15 protein-coding genes and 3 pseudogenes are annotated in these 19509 nt (G+C 40.4%); 10 read left to right on the forward strand and 8 right to left on the reverse strand.

Annotation, left to right across the window (positions count from 1 at the left end; translation table 11 throughout):
* Positions 1-317 precede the first annotated feature (317 nt).
* Positions 318-728: pseudogene (locus tag FTV11_RS15830) on the reverse strand (Fic family protein); the annotation flags it as partial.
* A 575-nt stretch (positions 729-1303) separates the two neighbouring features.
* On the opposite strand from FTV11_RS15830, the gene atzF reads away from it, so the two are divergent.
* From atzF to FTV11_RS15855, 5 genes and pseudogenes are all read left to right on the forward strand, one after another.
* On the forward strand, positions 1304-3118 hold the full coding sequence (atzF, locus tag FTV11_RS15835) for an allophanate hydrolase (RefSeq protein ID WP_180007652.1): 1815 nt from the start codon (positions 1304-1306) through the stop codon (positions 3116-3118).
* 19 nt (positions 3119-3137) lie between these two features.
* The gene (gene uca, locus FTV11_RS15840; protein WP_180026404.1) at positions 3138-6737 is read left to right on the forward strand and encodes an urea carboxylase; all 3600 of its coding nucleotides are present in this window, start codon (positions 3138-3140) and stop codon (positions 6735-6737) included.
* A 2-nt stretch (positions 6738-6739) separates the two neighbouring features.
* Entirely contained in the window at positions 6740-7429 is a 690-nt protein-coding gene (locus FTV11_RS15845) for a GntR family transcriptional regulator (RefSeq protein ID WP_180026403.1), read from the forward strand.
* Positions 7430-7588: 159 nt separating this feature from the next.
* Positions 7589-7990 (forward strand): annotated as a pseudogene (locus tag FTV11_RS15850) (guanosine-3',5'-bis(diphosphate) 3'-pyrophosphohydrolase); the annotation flags it as partial.
* 536 nt (positions 7991-8526) lie between these two features.
* Positions 8527-8664, forward strand: coding sequence for a hypothetical protein (locus FTV11_RS15855; RefSeq protein ID WP_180007655.1), 138 nt, complete (start codon positions 8527-8529; stop codon positions 8662-8664).
* Between the two features lie 28 nt (positions 8665-8692).
* Here FTV11_RS15855 and FTV11_RS15860 read toward each other — a convergent pair whose 3' ends face one another.
* On the reverse strand, positions 8693-9388 hold the full coding sequence (locus FTV11_RS15860; RefSeq protein WP_180007656.1) for a pirin-like bicupin family protein: 696 nt from the start codon (positions 9386-9388) through the stop codon (positions 8693-8695).
* A 192-nt stretch (positions 9389-9580) separates the two neighbouring features.
* Positions 9581-10801, reverse strand: coding sequence for a L,D-transpeptidase (locus FTV11_RS15865; protein ID WP_078190280.1), 1221 nt, complete (start codon positions 10799-10801; stop codon positions 9581-9583).
* Positions 10802-11006: 205 nt separating this feature from the next.
* Here FTV11_RS15865 and hemE point away from each other — a divergent pair, with 205 nt between their 5' ends.
* The 5 genes from hemE (at position 11007) to FTV11_RS15890 (ending at position 16997) form a co-directional block, all read left to right on the forward strand.
* Entirely contained in the window at positions 11007-12077 is a 1071-nt protein-coding gene (hemE, locus tag FTV11_RS15870) for a uroporphyrinogen decarboxylase (protein ID WP_180007657.1), read from the forward strand.
* Between the two features lie 40 nt (positions 12078-12117).
* Entirely contained in the window at positions 12118-12909 is a 792-nt protein-coding gene (locus FTV11_RS15875) for a DUF817 family protein (RefSeq protein WP_180007699.1), read from the forward strand.
* Positions 12910-13059: 150 nt separating this feature from the next.
* A complete protein-coding gene (locus FTV11_RS15880) occupies positions 13060-13530 on the forward strand; it encodes a DUF3015 family protein (RefSeq protein ID WP_180003204.1) in 471 nt (156 codons plus the stop codon).
* 79 nt (positions 13531-13609) lie between these two features.
* Positions 13610-15514, forward strand: coding sequence for a DUF4105 domain-containing protein (locus tag FTV11_RS15885; protein ID WP_180074391.1), 1905 nt, complete (start codon positions 13610-13612; stop codon positions 15512-15514).
* Between the two features lie 106 nt (positions 15515-15620).
* Positions 15621-16997, forward strand: coding sequence for a diguanylate cyclase (locus FTV11_RS15890; RefSeq protein WP_180042362.1), 1377 nt, complete (start codon positions 15621-15623; stop codon positions 16995-16997).
* Between the two features lie 79 nt (positions 16998-17076).
* Here FTV11_RS15890 and FTV11_RS15895 read toward each other — a convergent pair whose 3' ends face one another.
* From FTV11_RS15895 to FTV11_RS15915, 5 genes and pseudogenes are all read right to left on the reverse strand, one after another.
* On the reverse strand, positions 17077-17433 hold the full coding sequence (locus FTV11_RS15895) for a cupin domain-containing protein (RefSeq protein ID WP_078191972.1): 357 nt from the start codon (positions 17431-17433) through the stop codon (positions 17077-17079).
* A 120-nt stretch (positions 17434-17553) separates the two neighbouring features.
* On the reverse strand, positions 17554-18102 hold the full coding sequence (gene folE / locus FTV11_RS15900) for a GTP cyclohydrolase I FolE (RefSeq protein WP_171262632.1): 549 nt from the start codon (positions 18100-18102) through the stop codon (positions 17554-17556).
* Positions 18103-18197: 95 nt separating this feature from the next.
* Positions 18198-18887, reverse strand: a complete 690-nt coding sequence (locus tag FTV11_RS15905; RefSeq protein ID WP_078190270.1) for a Smr/MutS family protein — start codon at positions 18885-18887, stop codon at positions 18198-18200.
* A gap of 111 nt (positions 18888-18998) precedes the next feature.
* The gene (locus FTV11_RS15910) at positions 18999-19361 is read right to left on the reverse strand and encodes a hypothetical protein (protein WP_180074393.1); all 363 of its coding nucleotides are present in this window, start codon (positions 19359-19361) and stop codon (positions 18999-19001) included.
* A gap of 43 nt (positions 19362-19404) precedes the next feature.
* Positions 19405-19509 (reverse strand): annotated as a pseudogene (locus tag FTV11_RS15915) (IS5/IS1182 family transposase); the annotation flags it as partial.

Raw genomic sequence — 19509 nt, forward strand, 5'->3', positions numbered from 1 at the left:
TGAGGATCAGAAAGCTTGTTTGAATCGATGTATTTCATCCGCAGATTATGCACGAATGCTAAGAAATCCGGAGTGCAAATATTAACCAAAAAGAAGATCGTTTTTTGATTTATGAAAGAGATCTATTGAATAAGTTAATAAAATTAGGTTTGTGGTAAGGTCAATTCTTTGTATGATAGATTCTATGTGTAGGCTTCTTCATTCTGAAATTATATCGCTGAACAATTTTTTGATAACAGCATTAGGCAACAAGGCTCTAATAAATAAAATGTCCTAAGCAGCAGTACAAATAAAGAAATATATAAATGGGAGTAACTCTAAATTCCTGAAATTATCTGATATGGTTTAAATCCTTCGATCACTGCTTCAGAAATCAATTGGATAAAAGCTTCAGTTTTGTCATAAGCCATCCACTGATCCAAAGCTTCATAGTAAGCCACGCGATTTTTCAACTGTAATAACGCAAGGTGGATATCCAGATTTCAGCAACTTAAGGTTCATCAATAGACGTGATGTGCGTCTATTACCATCAATAAAAAATCCAGGTGTACTTTAGCTGCACGTTCAATAGGATGACGCTGATGCGCTTCCGACTTGTACCAACCGACTAGTTGAGCCATTTTGTCATTCAACAATGTATAGTCAGGTGGGGTAGTCGTAGCACCTGAAATCAATATATTTCGTTGGTGGTAATGACCTACATTGCCATCATCAATATTTTTTAGAATGCTGAATTTTTACGGTATTTTTTGCGGTACAATGATGTGGGTTGGGTTTAAATATTTATAATAAACAATTGGTTAAATTGTATTTACGGTGCGCGCTGAGCGCACCATTTTTTAGTTTTGATTGTTGAACTAAATTTTGCGAATCAATAGCTTTTATTATTACTACTTTTCTATTCAACCCGATCAATCTCAAAGCCCAATATTGCTTTAGCCATCATTGATGTATCTTTTTCTATATATAAAATTCAAAATATTTCTCAGTTCTTTTTATTCTAAGTTCAAAGTCATACAAAACATCTAAATTGAAAGCTTATAAAGAGTGAAAATAGAAAGTTCACTGTATTTATATCTGCATCTAAATGAAAAGAATCTATTGAAAACACGATTATAAAAGTCATGCACCAAAATAGTGGAGCTTGGAAACTTAATAGAACATTTATCCTTTTGTACTGGCTAAATAAAATAGGCAAATGATTGATAAAATATATTAAGATATTGAAAAATAAATAATAATTAGAGTTGGCATGATGTGTGCAACACAGTATTCAAACTTGGATACAAGAATGAGCACATCAATGAACTCAATAAAAACTTTAGGCTGGACCTTAGCGGAATGGAAAGCGGCCTACACGAATAACACAATTCAACTTGAAGACTTATATGCCTTGGTCGAGCAATTTGATCGCGTAGACCCAGCATGGATTTCCATTGCATCTATAGAGCAATTAACTTCTCAGATTAAAGCTTTAAAACAAATTGAAAATGCTACGGCCTTACCTTTATTTGGTGTGCCTATTGCAGTGAAAGATAATATTGATGTGGTGGGCTTTGCATCGACGGCTGCGTTTAAATTATTTACGGACATTAAAACTGAAGATGCCTCTGTGGTGCAGCGCTTAAAACAAGCAGGTGCCATCATTGTAGGTAAAACCAATTTAGATCAATTCGCTACTGGTTTAGTCGGTACGCGTTCGCCATTTGGTGCCGTGCCGAATACTGTTAATCCTGACTATGTAAGCGGTGGTTCAAGCTCTGGTTCAGGCAGTGTAGTAGCACGTGGTTTAGTCCCGATTGCACTCGGTACAGATACTGCAGGTTCAGGACGAATCCCTGCAGCTTTCAATAATATTGTCGGTTTAAAGCCGACCAAAGGTCGCTTTTCAAATACAGGCTTATTGCCTGCCTGTAAGAGCTTAGATTGTATTTCAATTTTTGCCTTAACCGTCGCTGATGCAACTGCAGTGGCAGAAGTTATGGAAGGTTTTGATGTAACCGACAGCTATTCACGTGTGAACCCAGCAACAGCGCCTGCAAAGTTCAGCGCACAATTAAAGTTAGCCATTCCAAAACAGTTAGAATTTTTTGGCGATGCTCAATCTGCTGATGCATTTCAGCAAGCACTAACTGAATTAAAAAACTTAGGTGCAGTACTAACTGAAATTGATTTCAGTCCTTTTGCAAAATTGGCTGCACAACTGTATCAAGGGTCATGGGTAGCAGAGCGTACGGCAGCCGTAGCTGAAATTTTAGACAGCCATGCAGATGACTTTGATCCAACAGTTTTAGAAATTATTCAAAAAGGGCAGCAGTACACTGCGGTGGATGCTTATAACGCCGAATATTTAAAGCAAGATTTGGCACGCCAAATTCAGCAAACCTTAGCGCAATTTGATGCTTTAGTGGTGCCAAGTTCGCCAACCATTCACACACTGGCTGAAATGGCAGAAGCGCCAATTGAAAATAATAGCCACTTTGGCACCTATACCAACTTTACTAATTTAGCTGACCTCAGTGCCATCGCTGTACCTACAGGCTTTCGTGCCGACGGGCTGCCTTTTGGAATCACATTCATTGCGCCGGCTTGGCACGATACGGCTCTAGCAGACTTTGCAGAAAAATGGCAAAACCACCTGCAATTACCGCTGGGTGCAGTAGCTAAAACATTGCCTGACGCAGCTTCAGTCATTTCTGCACCATCAGCACAGCATTTTCGTGTTGCTGTTGTAGGCGCACATCTCACAGGTATGCCACTCAATTTCCAACTGACAACACGCCAAGCCGTGCATGTTGAAACCACAACGACTTCTGCCGATTACGCCCTCTATGCACTGCCGGGCACAGTACCGCCGAAACCAGGTTTAGCGCGTCAGGAAGCGGGTCAAAAAATTATTGTCGAGCTTTGGGATATTCCAAAAGCACGCTTTGGTGAATTTGTCGCCGAAATTCCAACACCACTAGGTATGGGCAATGTCGAGCTTGCCGATGGACGTTGGGTGAAAGGCTTTATTTGTGAACCTTATGGCCTAAACGGTGCAAAAAATATCAGTGAATTTGGCGGCTGGCGCGCTTATATCCAATCACTGCAAGCAACAACAGCAAAATCAAATTAAAAAAATCGGGGAAATAATCATGTTTAAAACAGTTTTAATTGCAAACCGTGGTGAAATTGCTGTTCGTGCGATTCGTACTCTAAAAAAATTAGGTGTGAAATCTGTTGCCGTGTATTCAGAGACCGACCGTTATGCACAGCATGTGTTAGATGCAGATGTAGCGGTTTCACTTGAAGGTGTTAAACCTGCAGAAACTTATTTAAGTATTGAAAAATTGATTCAAGCAGCCAAACAAACTGGCGCTGAAGCAATATTTCCCGGTTATGGTTTTTTATCTGAAAGTGCCGACTTTGCCCGTGCATGTGAGGAAAATAACATTGCTTTTATGGGGCCAACGGCTGAACAAATTTTAGAGTTTGGTTTGAAGCATCGTGCACGTGAATTGGCTGCGGCCGCCAATGTACCCATGACACCAGGCACAGGTTTATTGGCAAGTTTGGATGAAGCACTCGCATCTGCTGCAGAGATTGGCTATCCAATCATGCTGAAAAGCACCGCAGGTGGTGGCGGAATTGGTTTAACCCGCTGTGATGATGAACAATCATTAAAAGATGCGTATGAAAGTGTAAAGCGTCTAGGCGAGCAATTCTTTAAGGATGCAGGTGTTTTCCTCGAACGTTTTGTCGATAAAGCCCGTCACGTAGAAGTACAAATTTTTGGTGATGGTTTAGGTCAAGTCGTTGCCTTTGGGGAGCGCGATTGTTCATTGCAGCGCCGTAACCAAAAAGTCGTTGAGGAAACACCTGCACCGCACTTACCAGAAGCAACCCGTCAAAAATTGCACCGTGCTGCTGTAGAGCTTGGTCAATTGGTGAAATACCGCAGCGCAGGTACGGTTGAGTTTATCTATGATGCTGCCCGTGATGAAGTGTATTTCCTTGAAGTGAATACCCGTTTGCAGGTTGAACACCCAGTCACTGAAATGGTGACGGGCTTAGACCTGATTGAATGCATGCTGAAAGTGGCGGCAGGTGATGCTTTAGATTGGGAAAAACTCAGCAATATTCAACCCAATGGTGCTGCCATTGAAGTGCGAATTTATGCGGAAGATCCAGTGAAAAACTTCCAGCCAAGTCCGGGTGTGTTGACGGATGTGTATTTCCCTGAAGATATTCGTGTGGATACTTGGGTGTCTACAGGTACTGAAATTTCACAATATTTTGACCCGATGATTGCCAAAATTATTGTGCATGCTGCAGACCGAGACAGTGCGATTGCCAAGTTAAAAACAGCCTTGGCTGAAACCCGCTTGAATGGCATCAGCACCAACTTAGACTATGCGCATACCGTAGTGTCTGATGCACGCTTTGAAAATATGCAAATTTGGACACGCCTGCTGGATGATTTTAAATATGTGCCAAATGTGATTGAGGTGCTGCAACCAGGTACACAAAGTACGATTCAGGATTATCCGGGGCGTGTGGGCTATTGGGATATTGGTGTACCGCCATCAGGCCCAATGGATGATTATGCATTTCAGTTGGCCAATCAAGTTGTGGGTAATCCAAAATCGGCAGCAGGCTTTGAATTTACCTTACAAGGACCAAGTCTTAAATTTCATGCCAACAGCATCGTAGCCTTAGCAGGTGCGCCATGCAGCGCGGCTCTAGATGGAGTAAATGTCGATTTTTGGCAGCCGATCAACATCAAAGCTGGGCAAACTTTGGTACTAGGACAAGTTGAATCGGGTTGCCGTACATATCTTGCAATCCGCAATGGGTTAAATGTACCTAAATATCTAGGCAGTCGTTCAACCTTTGCATTGGGTAATTTTGGCGGTCATGCAGGGCGAGTGCTGCGCGCAGGCGACATGATTAAAATGGTCAACCCTAGCCTGCCTTTGGATGGATTGGAAATTGCTACAGCAGCACCACAAGCTTTGGCAGCAGAGCGTATTCCAAGCTATGGCAAAGAATGGAAAATTGGCGTGCTGTATGGTCCGCATGGTGCACCCGATTTCTTTAAACCTGAATATATTGAAGAATTCTTTGCTTCAACATGGAATGTGCACTTTAATTCAAACCGTTTAGGTATTCGCCTAACAGGTCCGACACCAAGCTGGGCACGTGAAAATGGCGGTGAAGCAGGTTTACATCCATCCAATGTGCATGATTGTGAATATGCCATTGGGGCGATTAACTTCACCGGTGATTTCCCTGTGATTTTGGCTAAAGATGGCCCAAGCCTCGGTGGCTTTGTTTGCCCAGTAACCATTGCCAAAGCAGAACTTTGGAAGATTGGTCAGCTTAAAGCAGATGACAGCATCAGTTTCTATCCGATGAGTGTTGAACAAGCCAATGCCTTGGAAGTTCAACAAATTGCCGATATCCAAAACTTTGCTCAAGCACCTGAAGCAAAACAGGCGGCAACTTTTGAATGTAAGCCAGAAGGGATATTGGCAGTGCGTGAAGCAGATGCGTATGCGCCGAAAGCTATATATCGTCAGGCAGGTGACAGTTACATCTTGCTGGAATATGGCGAAAACGTTCTCGACCTTGCATTGCGCTTACGTGTTTATCGACTGATGCAGCTGATTCGTGAAGCGAATATTGATGGCATCTTAGAGCTTTCACCAGGTGTACGTTCACTGCAAATTAAATATGATGGATTGCGTTTCAGCCAAGCGAATTTGATTCAGTTCTTATTGGGTCTCGAAAATGAGATGGGCGATTTGAGCCAAATTAAAATTCCATCCCGTATTATTCACTTGCCGATGGCATTTGAGGATTCGGCAACTTTAGGTGCTGTAGAACGTTATCAAGAAAGTGTTTGTGCCAAAGCGCCATGGTTGCCAAATAACGTCGATTTCATTCAGCGTATTAATGGCTTAGACAGCCGTGAGCAAGTCAAAGACATCATTTTCGATGCAAATTACTTAATTTTAGGTTTGGGCGATGTGTATTTAACTGCACCTTGTGCAGTGCCAATTGATCCGCGTCATCGTTTGCTCAGCTCGAAATATAACCCTGCACGTACTTTTACTGCAGAAGGCACAGTGGGTATTGGCGGTATGTACATGTGTATCTATGGCATGGACTCACCAGGCGGTTATCAATTGATTGGCCGTACACTGCCTATTTGGAATAAGTTTAAAAAGAACAAACAGTTTGGCGATCAGCAATGGTTCTTACGCTTCTTTGATCAAATTAAATATTATGAAGTAACCGAAGCTGAACTGGATCAATTCCGTGCTGACTTTGCCAATGGTGTGGCGGAAATCAAAATTGAAGAAACTGAATTTGATTTTGCAGCCTATCAAGCCTTTTTAGAAACAGAAAAGGACAGTATTGCCGAATTTAAAGCGCAGCAGCTGCAGGCATTTACAACTGAAGTTGAACGCTGGAAAGATGAGTTTGATGCGCCTGCGGAAATGGAAATCCTGCAAGATGATACCGACTATAGCCAGTATGCAGCCTTGAATGCATCGATGACCGGCAACATTTGGAAAATTTTTGTCGAAGCGGGACAGTCTGTGAAGAAAGGTGAGACTGTAGCCATTATTGAAGCGATGAAAATGGAGCTTCCAGTCTATGCCGATGATGATGGTATCGTGAAAGCGATTATCTGCCGTGCAGGACAAACGGTACATAGCGGTGAGCCGCTGGTTTATATGGAATAAACATGACCACAACCACCATTGTTGGGAAAAGCTCAGACAACTTGTCTGAGCTGGTTTTCCAAAAAATAAAAAACGATATTTTTGATTTCCAGCTCAAACCGGGCGCACGTTTTACCGAATCTGAAATTGCCGAATTATATGAAGTAAGCCGTACACCCGTACGGCAGGCTTTATACCGTTTACAGCAAGATGGCTATGTAAGAGTACATTTTCGTAGCGGTTGGGAAGTGAAGCCGCTGAACTTTAGAGCTTATGAAGAATTGTATGATTTACGGATTTTGCTGGAATGCTATGCCATTGAGCAGCTCTGCAAAATGGAATCAGAACAACTCAAGCAGGCTTTACAGACATTGGTGAATTTGTGGTGTATTCCGCCTGAACAGTTTTTGCATGATTTAAAAACTTTATCGATGCAAGATGAAGCATATCACTGCCAATTGGTTGAAGCAATCGGCAATAGTGAAATGGCAAAGGTACATCGGGATGTAAGTGAAAAAATCCGTATTATTCGCCGTTTAGATTTTTCTAAAGATTATCGAATTGAAGCCACTTATGCAGAGCATCAACAGATTTTACAATTGATCCTTGGACATAACGTGACAGCGGCATTGGAGAAAATGCGCAGCCATATTCAGCAAAGTAAAGAAGAGGTGAAAAAAATTACTTTGGAAATGTTGGCGCGAATGGCATAGAAGTATTTGCAAAAGATCTACCTCACGATAATTCACGGTAGATATGTATTTTACGAGTCAATCTGTGTCGTTCGAGTAGCGCTTAGAGTTACAAATATCTGTATTCATTGGTTAATATGATGGAGAAAAATAAAAAAGACCACGAAGGGGAGATTCTTTATTTCAACTTTAGAAAATGCGATTTCTTTGGCGACTGAACGCCATTTCGGACAAGTCGATAAAGCGGGACAAGCCTATATTCAACATCCACTTCGTGTGATGCAAAATGTGCAACATCCCGACGCTAAAATCGTCGCTGTATTACATGACATTTTAGAAGATACAGAGACAACAACGGATGAGCTTCATGCTTTAGGTTTTCAAGCCCATATTATCGACGCAATACAGGCACTAACTAAAACAACAGGTGAGAACCGATTTCAAGCGGCGCAGCGTACTGCTAAAAATGCAATAGCGTGTGAAATAAAACTCAGTGATTTACACGACAATATGGATTTGTCTCGCTTAACTTCGGTCACAGTAAAAGATAAACGTCGGTATCAACAATATGTAAAAGTTAAACATAGATTAGAGTGTGCTCGGAGCGTCCATTTACATCTGATCAATTTAAATCTAACAACAGATTATCCGAGATTTCAATTTCAAAGTTCACAGCAAAATTTTCAATATCTTCTCAATGCGATGTTTGATCTAGAGCATTCATTAGGTGGCGTTCAGATTGGAAGTCCACAGGAATGGTGGATTTTATTTGAAGATGTCAGCGCATATTTTGCATATTGCCAAAGAAAGGGAGTAGTTCCCAAGCAGGCAACATTCTTAGATTTAATTTTAACTACAGATGGGGACTATTTCGGGGGCATTTTTCAAACTGAACAAGATCGGCAATTATTTGCCTCTATGTTTTGCGTCTTTATGCAAAATCATTTTTATCGCGTGGAAACCGAAGGTTGATTAGATAGATTGCATCAGCAATAGAATAAAATCACCTTTGATTGATGAATTTTATCTAGATAATTAGATGCTGAGTGTCATTTAAGAATATCTCGAAATGCGTGATTTCGAGACGTTTAAAGTGATTCCATCCATTGACATCTCCAATGAAACATGTGGCCATGCTTGCTGAACCTTATGCCTCAATCCTACATGGCATCATGGTGACTGCGGGATTTATCATTCCAACTTTGGTGTTGATGTGGTTGTATAAACGCAGTGAACGCCTGAGACAAACTGTATAAAAAAGCCCTCACATTTGAGGGCTTTTAATTATTTAACTTCGGGTAAATCAAACCAAATCACTTGAGCATCTTCAAGCGCTTCAATTTGGCTATCTTCTAAGAACGCAATTGCACCACCAGCTTCAACTTTATGTTCAGCAATTTGCACTGAACCTGAAATAACATGGATATAGTTGATATGCTGCGTTGCACGGATCTCTAAAGATTGACCTTTCGTCAAAAATGCGGATTTAACTTCCGCTTGCTGACGAATATACATAGCTGCATCGTCATTTGGACCGACAATTAAATGCCATTGATTGGGTTGATCGCGTGGATCACATTTAATTTGTTGATAGGTCGGTTCAGCATCACGTTCATTTGGAACGATCCAAATTTGTAGTAAATGTACATCTTCATCACCTTGGTTCATTTCGCTATGACGCACACCTGTACCTGCGCTCATCAGCTGCCATTCACCTGCAGAAATGCCACCATGGTTGCCCATACTGTCTTTATGCGTAATGGTGCCTTTTAACACACAGGTTAAAATTTCCATGTTGTCATGTGGGTGTTGACCAAAACCTTCATGTGCTGCTATTAAGTCATCATTAATTACACGAAGTGCACTAACGCCCATGTATTTCGGGTCATACCAGTTACCAAAAGAAAAGCTGTGTTTAGACTCAAGCCAGCCCATTTTTACGTGACCACGGTTTTCACTTGGATGTAAAAAAGCATTCATGGCATTCATCCTTATCTTAATTATTGAACATGTACCTATTTTAAGATTGAACTAAATTGGGATATATAGTTTTTTAGCGACAATTCATCCTATTTTTGCAACGCTCAGCCAAGATTGAGTCTTTTGTTATGCATGAATGCACAGCTATAAAAAAAGCCTGCACGATGCAGGCTTTTTTAAATATGACTAAAATTATTCTAAGAATTTAACAGTCACACCAGATTTCACTTTCTTACCTAAGTCATTTGCATCCCAGTTGGTCAAACGAATACAACCGTGTGACGCAGTTTTAGAGATAGCAGATGGGTTCGGTGTACCGTGAATACCGAATGATTTTTTGCTCAAGCCAATCCAGATATTACCAACAGGGCCATTTGGACCAGGTGGTAATGAAAGTGGTTTTTTGTTGTTGCCTTGAACAAAGTTAGACGGTGAGTAGCTGTACCAAGGGTTTGGTGCAACACCTGTGACTTTATATGTACCTGTAGGCGATGGAGTATCAGAACTACCAATCGTTGCAGGGAATGAACCGATCATTTGGTTGCGGCTATTAAACAAGTAAAGTTGTTTCGCGCCTTTATGTGCAACGATCAGGTGAATATCTTCAGGAACTTCGTTACGAATATTCGCTACTAAGATTTTTTCACCAGCTTTTTTAAATGTCGCTTTGGGATTCAACTTTTTCAAAAAGTCTTCATCCATGTGGAATTTTTCACCCAACATTTCAGTCACACGTGTGTAGTACAAGCCTTTCATTTTTGCTTGTAATGCATAGTCGTGTGGAATCGATGCTGCATAAGGACCTTTCAAGTCTGCGTCAGTCAACGTGTATTCAATAAATGCAGGTTTAGAACCTTGTTTCGCAATCAGCGCATCCCAAGTTTCTTTGGTTAAAGTCCCTGTAGGTTTCAAGCTATTCATTTGTTGGAATGAAGCGATCGCCTTTAAGGTATTTTTACCACTGGTACCATCAATTGCACCCGGTGAAGCATGTGCATTATTGAGCATGACATGAGCACGTGCATAAACAGGGAACTGACCTTTTCCAATGTTGTCATACCACTGTGCATTATTTAGGTCATTTAAACCCCAAGCAACTTTGGCAGCAGGCGAAGTTGATGTTGGAGTTGTAGCAGTCGCTGTAGCAGGTGCAGCACCGATGTCGGCTTTAACATCTTCTGATTGTTGCAGGCTGTCTAAAGTTTGCGATGCTTGGTTCAGATCTTCTTGTTCTTGAGCGCTAATCTGGCTAGTTGCAGATGAAGCTTCAGTCGCTAACGGATCAATGGGATCCTGAACTGCAACATTAGTCACTTTTTTTGGCGTTAATGGTTGTTCAGCAGTAGATGCGGCAATAGCTGTACCAGCAAATATGCAACTTAGGCTCAGTGCGAGCATGGTGCGAACGAACATGTAATTCAACCTTAAGAATTATTCATTTACTGTGTATTAAAAACTGGCTAAGTATTACAGAAAAAAAGTAGAGATGCAGTAGTTGTTTTGTGTAAATATCATTTTTGGCACTCAACATGATCGGTTTTTAAATGCTTGAGAAGTTATTATATTTACAACCTTTTTGATATGATGATGCCAATATCGAATTAAGTTGGGAAAGTGAATGACGACCTTAAAAAATGATCGTTTCTTGCGTGCCTTATTACGTGAACCGGTAGATGCAACTCCGGTTTGGATGATGCGTCAGGCTGGCCGTTATTTACCAGAGTATCGTGAAACACGTGCAAAAGCGGGTGACTTCCTATCCCTTTGTAAAAATACAGAATTTGCTTGTGAAGTTACTTTACAACCTTTGCGTCGTTATGACTTAGACGCAGCCATTTTATTTTCAGACATTTTGACAGTACCTGATGCGTTGGGTTTGGGACTGTATTTTGAGGCAGGTGAAGGTCCGAAGTTTCATAAAACTGTACGTACCGAACAAGATGTACTGAATTTACCTAAGTTTAATGCCAAATCTGACCTAGATTATGTCATGAATGCAGTGACTACGATTCGTTCAGCATTGGGCGGACAAGTCCCATTGATTGGTTTCTCAGGCAGTCCTTGGACACTGGCAACCTATATGGTGGAAGGCAGTTCAAGCAAAGATTTCCGTTTTACGAAACAAATGATGTATGCACAACCTGAAGTGTTGCATGCCTTATTAGACCGTTTAGCTGTGGCAGTGACTGAATATCTCAATGCGCAGATTGATGCAGGTGCCCAAGCCGTACAAATCTTTGATAGTTGGGGTGGGGCACTAGCACACCGTGAATACATCGAATTTTCACTAAACTACATGCAAAAAATCGTGGCAGGTTTACAGCGTGAAAAAGATGGACGCAAAGTCCCTGTGATTTTGTTTACCAAAGGTGGTGGTCAATGGTTAGAGCCAATGATTGCAACGGGTGCAGATGCCTTTGGTTTAGATTGGACTACGCCATTAAATGTGGCACGTCAAACAGTCGCAGGCCGTGCAGCATTGCAAGGTAACTTAGACCCAGCAACATTGTATGGTTCGCCTGAAGCAATTGCGAAAGCGACGCGTGCTATGTTAGATGACGCATATGCCAATGGTGAAAAAACCGGTTATGTGGCGAACTTAGGCCATGGTATTACCCAGTGGGTAGATCCAACCAATCCGAAAGCCTTTATTGATACGGTACACGAATATAGTGCCAAGTATTTATAAGGCTTCAGGGAAATAGGTTTAGGATTCAACCGTGGTCAAGATGATAAAATCATGTTTTGAGTTCTCTTATAAGGCAGCTTCGGCTGCCTTATTTGGGATATTACTGCTGATCGCTTTTGCATTCACTGCAGCAATGGGAAGTCAGGAATATTTTGGCTTTTACCGTTATGACTATTTATTGTTTTATGCACTGATCATTCAAGTGTGTTTACTCTACTTAAAACTCGAGTCTTGGGCGGAAGCCAAAGTCATAGCACTGTTTCATCTACTGGCTATGGGGATGGAAATATTTCTCACTCATCCACACATTGCTTCATGGCAATATCCGCAGCCTGCGGTTTTCAAACTGCTGACCGTGCCATTATTTGCAGGTTTCATGTATTCGGCAGTAGGAAGTTTCTTTGCACGTTCGTTACGTCTATATCAGGTGTCGTTCAGTAACTTACCGCGTTTTGGCAATATGCTGTGCTTAGCCGTTTTGTCATATCTTAATTTTATGACCAAATTTTTTGTGCCAGATATTCGTATGTTTTTGTTTGCTTGGAGTGTGGTGATCTTTTGGAAAACCAAGCTGAGTTTTCAATTACAAAATCATGTGATTCAGTTGCCTATGTTACCAGTACTGTTGATTTTGGCATTCTTGATTTGGATCGCAGAAAATATCAGTACCTTCTATCAAATTTGGTTATATCCAAGTCAGGTCGATGCATGGCATATGGTCGGTTGGGGGAAACTCGGTTCTTGGTATTTGTTGCTATTACTCAGTCTGGTTTTAGTACTCAAAATCCTTGGAAAACGGGATGAAAATGGTACTTGGTTGCTCAAAAAATAGTGAAAAAGAACGTATTATTTTTAGCCAAAAGTTTTAGATGAAAATGTTTTGCCTTATCTGAAAGATCAAGTTAATCTACAGGTGTGTAATCAAAATTACACATGTTTTAATAATTAAAAACAATGGAATAAAATTCCCTGGAGAAGTGCTATGTTAAAAAAATTAGCTTTAGTTGCAGTCGTTGCACTAGGTTCTACAGCTGCTTTTGCTGACCGTGACGTAGGTTGTGGTGTTGGTTCTCAAGTTTGGGCTGGTCAATCAGGTAAAATTCCTAAAATTTTAGCTGCGACTACCAACGGTATTTTTACTAACCAGTTACTTGGTATTACCTTTGGTACTTTAGGTTGTAGCGGTACAGGTACAGTAACTGCTCAAGCGGTAACATTTACCAATGAAAATGCTGAATCACTTGCTCGTGATATGGCAGTTGGTCAAGGTGAGAGCCTGAATGTTTTGGCTGAGCTTTTAAACATCCAATCAACAGATAAAGCACGTTTCTTTGCTGTGTCTAAAGCAAATTTTGCTGAAATCTATTCAGCTGAAAACCAGTCTTCTCTACAAGTACTTGCTTCATTGCAAAACGTAATGGCGAAAGATGAAGTACTTAAAGCATACGTTTAATCGTTGTTTTCAAAACCCTGTCTCTTGGCAGGGTTTTTTATTATCTAAAATATATAAAAATGGATTTGAATTTAACTGAATGAAATCAATTGCTTTATTTTGTACCTTTATGATTCCGAGCATCTTATATGCTCAGCAAGTTGTAGATCCAAACCTCTCTAAAACCGTAGAGGTGCAGCGATATATTGAACTTGCACAATCAAAAAAACTGTCTGAACACATCAGTTGGCAACGACTTTTATATACAGATCATAAAGGACAAAGTGAAGTTGCTTTTTCAGGTTACTTTCTAGCTGAAAATGGCCGTCAAAATGCCCAAGCCGAATTAGAGGCAGATGTCGCTGCACTATTTCAAACCGCCGAACCTAATCAAGCCTTTCGTTGTCGTTTCCCAGCGCGTAGTCAGTGGCTGATGCAAGAGTTATCCATCCGTTCAGAGCAGTTACCTGCGGTAAGTTGCCCTGAGTTTGATGCATGGTTTGGAAAAATTAAGCCTTATAAAGCGACATTAATCTACGCCACAGACTTTATGGGTAATCCAAGTTCTATGTTTGGACATACCTTATTGCGTCTCGATCCGAAAGATCAGAAAGAATTAAATCTGGTTTCTTACGCCATTAATTATGCAGCCACAGTTGCAGGTGAAGATAACTGGTCTTATGCATGGAAAGGATTAACAGGGCAATATCCTGGCGAATATTCCTTGATGCCGTACTACCGTAAAGTGAAAGAATATGGTGATTTTGAAAGTCGTGATTTGTGGGAATATGAGCTAGCACTAACCGAGCAAGAAACCAGTTATTTGGTTAAACATATTTGGGAAATGCAAAATGTCAGTTTTCCCTATTATTTCGCCAGTGATAACTGTGCATATCGATTATTGGGCTTAATGGATTTGGTTCGCCCGACACTGAATTTAACCGAAAAATTTAAAGTTGCTTCCATTCCCGTTGAGACGATCAAAGCGATCAATGATGAACAACTGATTCGAGCAGCGGTTTATCGTCCTGCATTAGAAACGCAGCTTTTGTCACAAGCGCAGCAACATGGATATCGTTTAGCACGCGAAGCGCATAAACTCGCTGAAATTAAACCTGAGAACATGTCTACAGCACTCTCTCAGTTTAACGAAGCAGAGCAAGCGAAAATATTGGAAATGGCGTACGACCATCTGTATTTATTACTGATTGGTCGAAAGGTGAGTGCGGAAGAAACGCAGCCTAAATTGCGTCAAATCTTGGCCTTACGTAGCCAATCTTCACAACCGAAACAACGGACTGAACCTAAGCAGCCAAGTCTAGACCCAGTCAATGGACATCATGCGCGAAATTTTTCAGCCACAGTAGGCGAAGTTCAAGGTGAAAAATATATCGAACTCGGGCATCGTCAGGCATATCATGATTTGGTCGATCCGCAAGGTGGCTTTCGGATTGGTACGCAGTTGATGTTTTGGGATGGCTCGATCCAATATCGAGACGACCAACTCAAACTCAATCATTTTGATTTTTTATCGGTCAACTCCTACAATCCGATCACGCCATTTAAAACACCGCTAAGCTGGGGTTTTAATTTTGGTTGGCAGCAAGTGTCTGTAGATGCAGGTCAATTTAGCGAAACGAAACAACATGGCGTAGCTGAATTAAAAGCGCAATCTGGATATAGCTGGGCCAATCAAGAACGCACGCATTTGTGTTATGTGCAGTCTCAAATGCAAGTGCAGGGCGGTAAGTCTCTAGATGATGGATGGCGAGTGGGCCTTGGGCCGACACTGGGTTGCCAAAATATTTGGTCAGAAAAACTCAACAGTTTGGTTCAGGCAGAGCTTCCGTATTGGGAAGATACACATCAATGGAATCTGAAACTCGATGCTGAATTACAATATATCGTCAACCAACAAAATGCTTTAAAACTAGGCTATGAATACCAGCAGCAAGATGATCAAGATTGGAATAAATTGAAATTGAGTTATGTATTTTTCTATTAATTTTTAAGATAGATAAAATATGAAATATCAAATAAATTTGTTTTTTTATGTAAGTAAAGCAAGGTATGATTGCTAGCTTTGTAATAGCTGTGGTTTGTGTCACCGAATGAATCAAGAATGTATTACAGGTCTAAGTCAGGCTTGGAAAGATATTTGTGATCAATATACTGAAAATGAACATCTTGCAGCATTGCAATTTATCCAAAGGCATGTTGAACATTTAGTTACTGTTTTTTATGAACAAATGTCACGTGAGCCAGAGTCAGCTGAATTTTTTAAAGACGATATCATTCAAAAAAGGCTCATCGACACTTTAAGAAAATGGTTGTTAGAAACGTTTAATGTCGCACTGAATGGTGAATTTGAAAGCTCAGTCAAAAGACAGCAGAAAGTTGGAATGGTACACGCGCGTGTTGGTATTCCGTCATGGTTCATCATACGTGGTGTGCGTGAAATAGAACGTAAAATATTTGAAATTTTAGAGTTAAACCAAACACAAAATATTCTCCATATGTGTAGTTATATTGTACAAATTATGGGGTTCAGCACTGAAATCATGTGCCGATCTTATGAGATCAATACGGAAAAAAACCAAGAAACAAAACACAATTATCGCTTATTTTCTGCGATGCAAGATGTAGCAGTGCATAAAGATAAACAACGTGGTTCATTGCTCGATTGGGAAAATGAACTGATGTTTAAAATCTTTTCGGGCAATGTTGGTTTTTATCATCCCTTATTTTCAAAATCAGAGTTTGGGCTATGGTTCATTCATAAAGCGGCATATGCTTTTTCAGGTTCAGATCAGGTGCAACTGATTATTGACCGAATTTATGAAGTCGATCAATTAACCCAGCAAACGATGCAGATGACGGAAAAAGATCAGCTGCAACAGTTGATTCAACAGATTCGTGAATTGAACCGTGAAATTCAGCATTTAGTCGATCAACTATTTCAAGTGGCTGAATATATTGAGTCTGGCAATGATTCTTTAACTCAACTTCTGAACCGTCGTTATCTCAGTACTATTATTTCACGTGAAATTACCTTTGCGCGGCAAAATGAAACGCCGTTGTCTTTGCTCGCCTTTGACGCGGATTATTTTAAAATGATCAATGATAAGTTTGGTCATGCGGCAGGTGATCTTGCACTTAAATTTATTGCCGAAGCCTTACAGCGTTATAGTCAAGGTAGCGATTATGCATTCCGTATCGGTGGGGAAGAGTTCTTATTACTCTTGGTGGATACTGGTGTAAACCGTGCGATGAAAATTGCAGAAAATATTCGCCAATATATTGAAAAGGGCCTGATCCGAACGGCACAAGGTCAGCAATTTAGTTTTACCGTAAGTATTGGTTGTGTGCAGTATGATGGACATCCTGACTATCAGCGCTTTTTAGATGCAGCAGATCATGCCTTGTACGCAGCAAAAAATAATGGTCGAAACTGTATTCAAGTCACAAAGCATTTGTCGTATATCTAATTCATCCTGAGAATAAAAACTCCCACATATGGGAGTTTTTTTTATGGGTAAATACGCTTTATGCGAGATGTACCGTAATTTAAACTTCGACAACCACATAGTATTTTTTGACGGCTTCGACAACTTCAAACTTGCCCTGAAACGATGGGGGAATAATGCCCGCTTGGCCAGCGGAAACCTCGATATATCCGCCTTGTTGATCATGAATACGTACTAATCCTTCAAGGATAGTAAAAAACTCTTGTTTGTTCGGTGCAAAGACAATATTCCATGCGCCAACTTCACATTGCCAAATCCCGCAGTCCATATTGGGGTGTACATACAGGCTTGCAGTTTCACGTTTGGGATTGCCCTGAACCAAACGGTCTGGGCGAGGGAAGTCTATGCTGTGTTTGGCTTGCGCTAAACCCTGACCGGCAATATATACATCTGACATGATTCATCCTGAAAATAGTGCTTTGCTATCAAAGCAAACGATTTGCGACATTAAAACACAAATAAAAAAGGCCTCAAGAGCTCGAGGCTTTTTTTATGAGTGCTAACGCTGAATGTTCTATTAATAGCTTTCAGGCACAGCACTTAAGAATTCACGGCGTTCTTCTTTATTGGTTTTAAAGTCACCGACAAAAGAAACGGTACGTGTTGTAGACTCTTGTTTACCTACACCACGCATCATCATGCACATGTGAGCTGAATCAATCACCACAGCAACACCACGTGCACCAGTCACTTCAGCCACAGCTTCAGCGATCTGCTGAGTGAGGTTTTCCTGAATTTGTAAGCGACGGGCAAACATTTCTGTAATACGTGCAAATTTTGATAAACCTAAAACATTGCCTTCTGGGAGATAAGCAATATGTACGCGACCATAAAAAGGTAATAAATGGTGCTCACACAAAGAATAGAATTCGATATTCTTAACTAAGACCATTTCACGGTTATCTGATGGGAAAACCGCATTGTTGGTCACTTCTTCAAGTGTCTGGCTATAACCAGAAGTAAGATATGAAAAAGCTTTAGCAGCACGCATAGGCGTATCTTTAAGACCCGGGCGATTCAGATCTTCACCAACGGCAGTTAGGATATTTGCGTAGGATTGCTGCATAGACATAAGACGTGTTCACTTACACTGAGAGATTGAACAAGGACGGCATTGTAGCAGAAAACTATTACAATGCCTTCTTTTGGAGTTAAATCCGATTATTGTTTAAACTGTGGGTTCTTTTCTGCACGTTTAAGCAGAACCAGTACAGCACCTGTGCCGCCTTGTTTTTCTGGGGCGCTCACAAATGCCAATACATCACGATGTTGACGTAACCAACTATTTACATAAGTTTTTAAAATTGCTTCTGGACCTTTGCCATGCACAATTTTAATGACGTTTTGATTGTCATCTTTCGCCATTTGAATAATTTGCAGCACGGCAGAACGGGCTTCTTCAACAGTGCAACCGTGTAAGTCGACAGCTTCAAACCAACGTAGATTACCAGCTTTTAAATCTTCAAAAACTTTATGTTGTAAGGTTGCAATGCGATAGCTTAAAGCAGCTTGACTGGCAACAGGGTTGAGCATCGCTTGCGTATCAGAAAGTAATGCATCATCTGTTTCCATAGGACCAATTGCAGCAGCACGTTTAGCCAACGTTTGCGCATCAGGTTTTTTACGACCCACTTTTTCCATTTTTGCAGTATTTCCTGCATTCATTTTTTGAACACCTTGCATTTGCTTTTGGAAAAGCGCGAAGTCTTCTTCCTGCTCTTGTTCAACAGTCTTTGGCGTTGGCTCAGGCTGTTTAGCAATCGTAGAGGAATGTGGATTCGTAATTTGCTTTTTAAAAGATTTCAGTAGGTTGTACTGATCTTTTGAAAGCGAAGAATCGTGTTTGCTCATAATGAAAAAACGGGAAATATACAAAAATTTAGAGCAATTATAGCCTTAAATGGCACTGATTTGAACTGGAAAGACTTTATATCAAGAAGATCTCTTAATTCATTACAAGTCCTATTTGGGCTTCAAAGTTGAATTAATTAATTTAATAACTTTTTTATTTTTATATTGTTCTGCAAGAGCTAATGCTGATTGTTCTTCATTAAATTTAGAAATACACACGATTTCGGTTGAAGCGCCTTTTTCAAGTAAATAAGAAATTATCTGATATTGATTTAGGCGAATAGCTTTACCTAATGGGGAGCATCTAGTGAAATAATATGTTTGTGGTTCAACTTCATCTACTACAAGTTCATTTATTTTTCTCAGCTTCATTTTTTTGATGAAAGAAATATCTGTGTGCTCGATTGCCGCCATAATTAAGGTGGTATCATAAAATTCATTGTTTTCACCTAAATTTAAATATTCAAGATACAAATTTTTGGCTTTTTCATAATTATCAATAGATTTCTTTCATAAGTCATTTTTCACTCAGCTCCAAGTTATAAATTCCAGCAATTAGATTGAATCTTAATGCTAGTCTTTTGCCTCGATTGCGATATCGCTCAGCAAGAATTTTGAAGGT

This window comes from Acinetobacter sp. YH12231 (genome assembly GCF_013417755.1).
Lineage (GTDB): Bacteria > Pseudomonadota > Gammaproteobacteria > Pseudomonadales > Moraxellaceae > Acinetobacter > Acinetobacter amyesii.

What these genes read in the sequence shown, in the direction of transcription:
- FTV11_RS15865 (WP_078190280.1), bottom strand. Translation starts at nt 10,801, where the DNA reads ATGTTCGTTCGCACCATGCTCGCACTGAGCCTAAGTTGCATATTTGCT.
- FTV11_RS15845 (WP_180026403.1), top strand. Translation starts at nt 6,740, where the DNA reads ATGACCACAACCACCATTGTTGGGAAAAGCTCAGACAACTTGTCTGAG.
- FTV11_RS15905 (WP_078190270.1), bottom strand. Translation starts at nt 18,887, where the DNA reads ATGAGCAAACACGATTCTTCGCTTTCAAAAGATCAGTACAACCTACTG.
- uca (WP_180026404.1), top strand. Translation starts at nt 3,138, where the DNA reads ATGTTTAAAACAGTTTTAATTGCAAACCGTGGTGAAATTGCTGTTCGT.
- FTV11_RS15890 (WP_180042362.1), top strand. Translation starts at nt 15,621, where the DNA reads ATGAATCAAGAATGTATTACAGGTCTAAGTCAGGCTTGGAAAGATATT.
- FTV11_RS15880 (WP_180003204.1), top strand. Translation starts at nt 13,060, where the DNA reads ATGTTAAAAAAATTAGCTTTAGTTGCAGTCGTTGCACTAGGTTCTACA.
- FTV11_RS15855 (WP_180007655.1), top strand. Translation starts at nt 8,527, where the DNA reads ATGAAACATGTGGCCATGCTTGCTGAACCTTATGCCTCAATCCTACAT.
- FTV11_RS15875 (WP_180007699.1), top strand. Translation starts at nt 12,118, where the DNA reads ATGATAAAATCATGTTTTGAGTTCTCTTATAAGGCAGCTTCGGCTGCC.
- FTV11_RS15860 (WP_180007656.1), bottom strand. Translation starts at nt 9,388, where the DNA reads ATGAATGCTTTTTTACATCCAAGTGAAAACCGTGGTCACGTAAAAATG.
- FTV11_RS15885 (WP_180074391.1), top strand. Translation starts at nt 13,610, where the DNA reads ATGAAATCAATTGCTTTATTTTGTACCTTTATGATTCCGAGCATCTTA.
- atzF (WP_180007652.1), top strand. Translation starts at nt 1,304, where the DNA reads ATGAACTCAATAAAAACTTTAGGCTGGACCTTAGCGGAATGGAAAGCG.
- folE (WP_171262632.1), bottom strand. Translation starts at nt 18,102, where the DNA reads ATGCAGCAATCCTACGCAAATATCCTAACTGCCGTTGGTGAAGATCTG.
- hemE (WP_180007657.1), top strand. Translation starts at nt 11,007, where the DNA reads ATGACGACCTTAAAAAATGATCGTTTCTTGCGTGCCTTATTACGTGAA.
- FTV11_RS15895 (WP_078191972.1), bottom strand. Translation starts at nt 17,433, where the DNA reads ATGTCAGATGTATATATTGCCGGTCAGGGTTTAGCGCAAGCCAAACAC.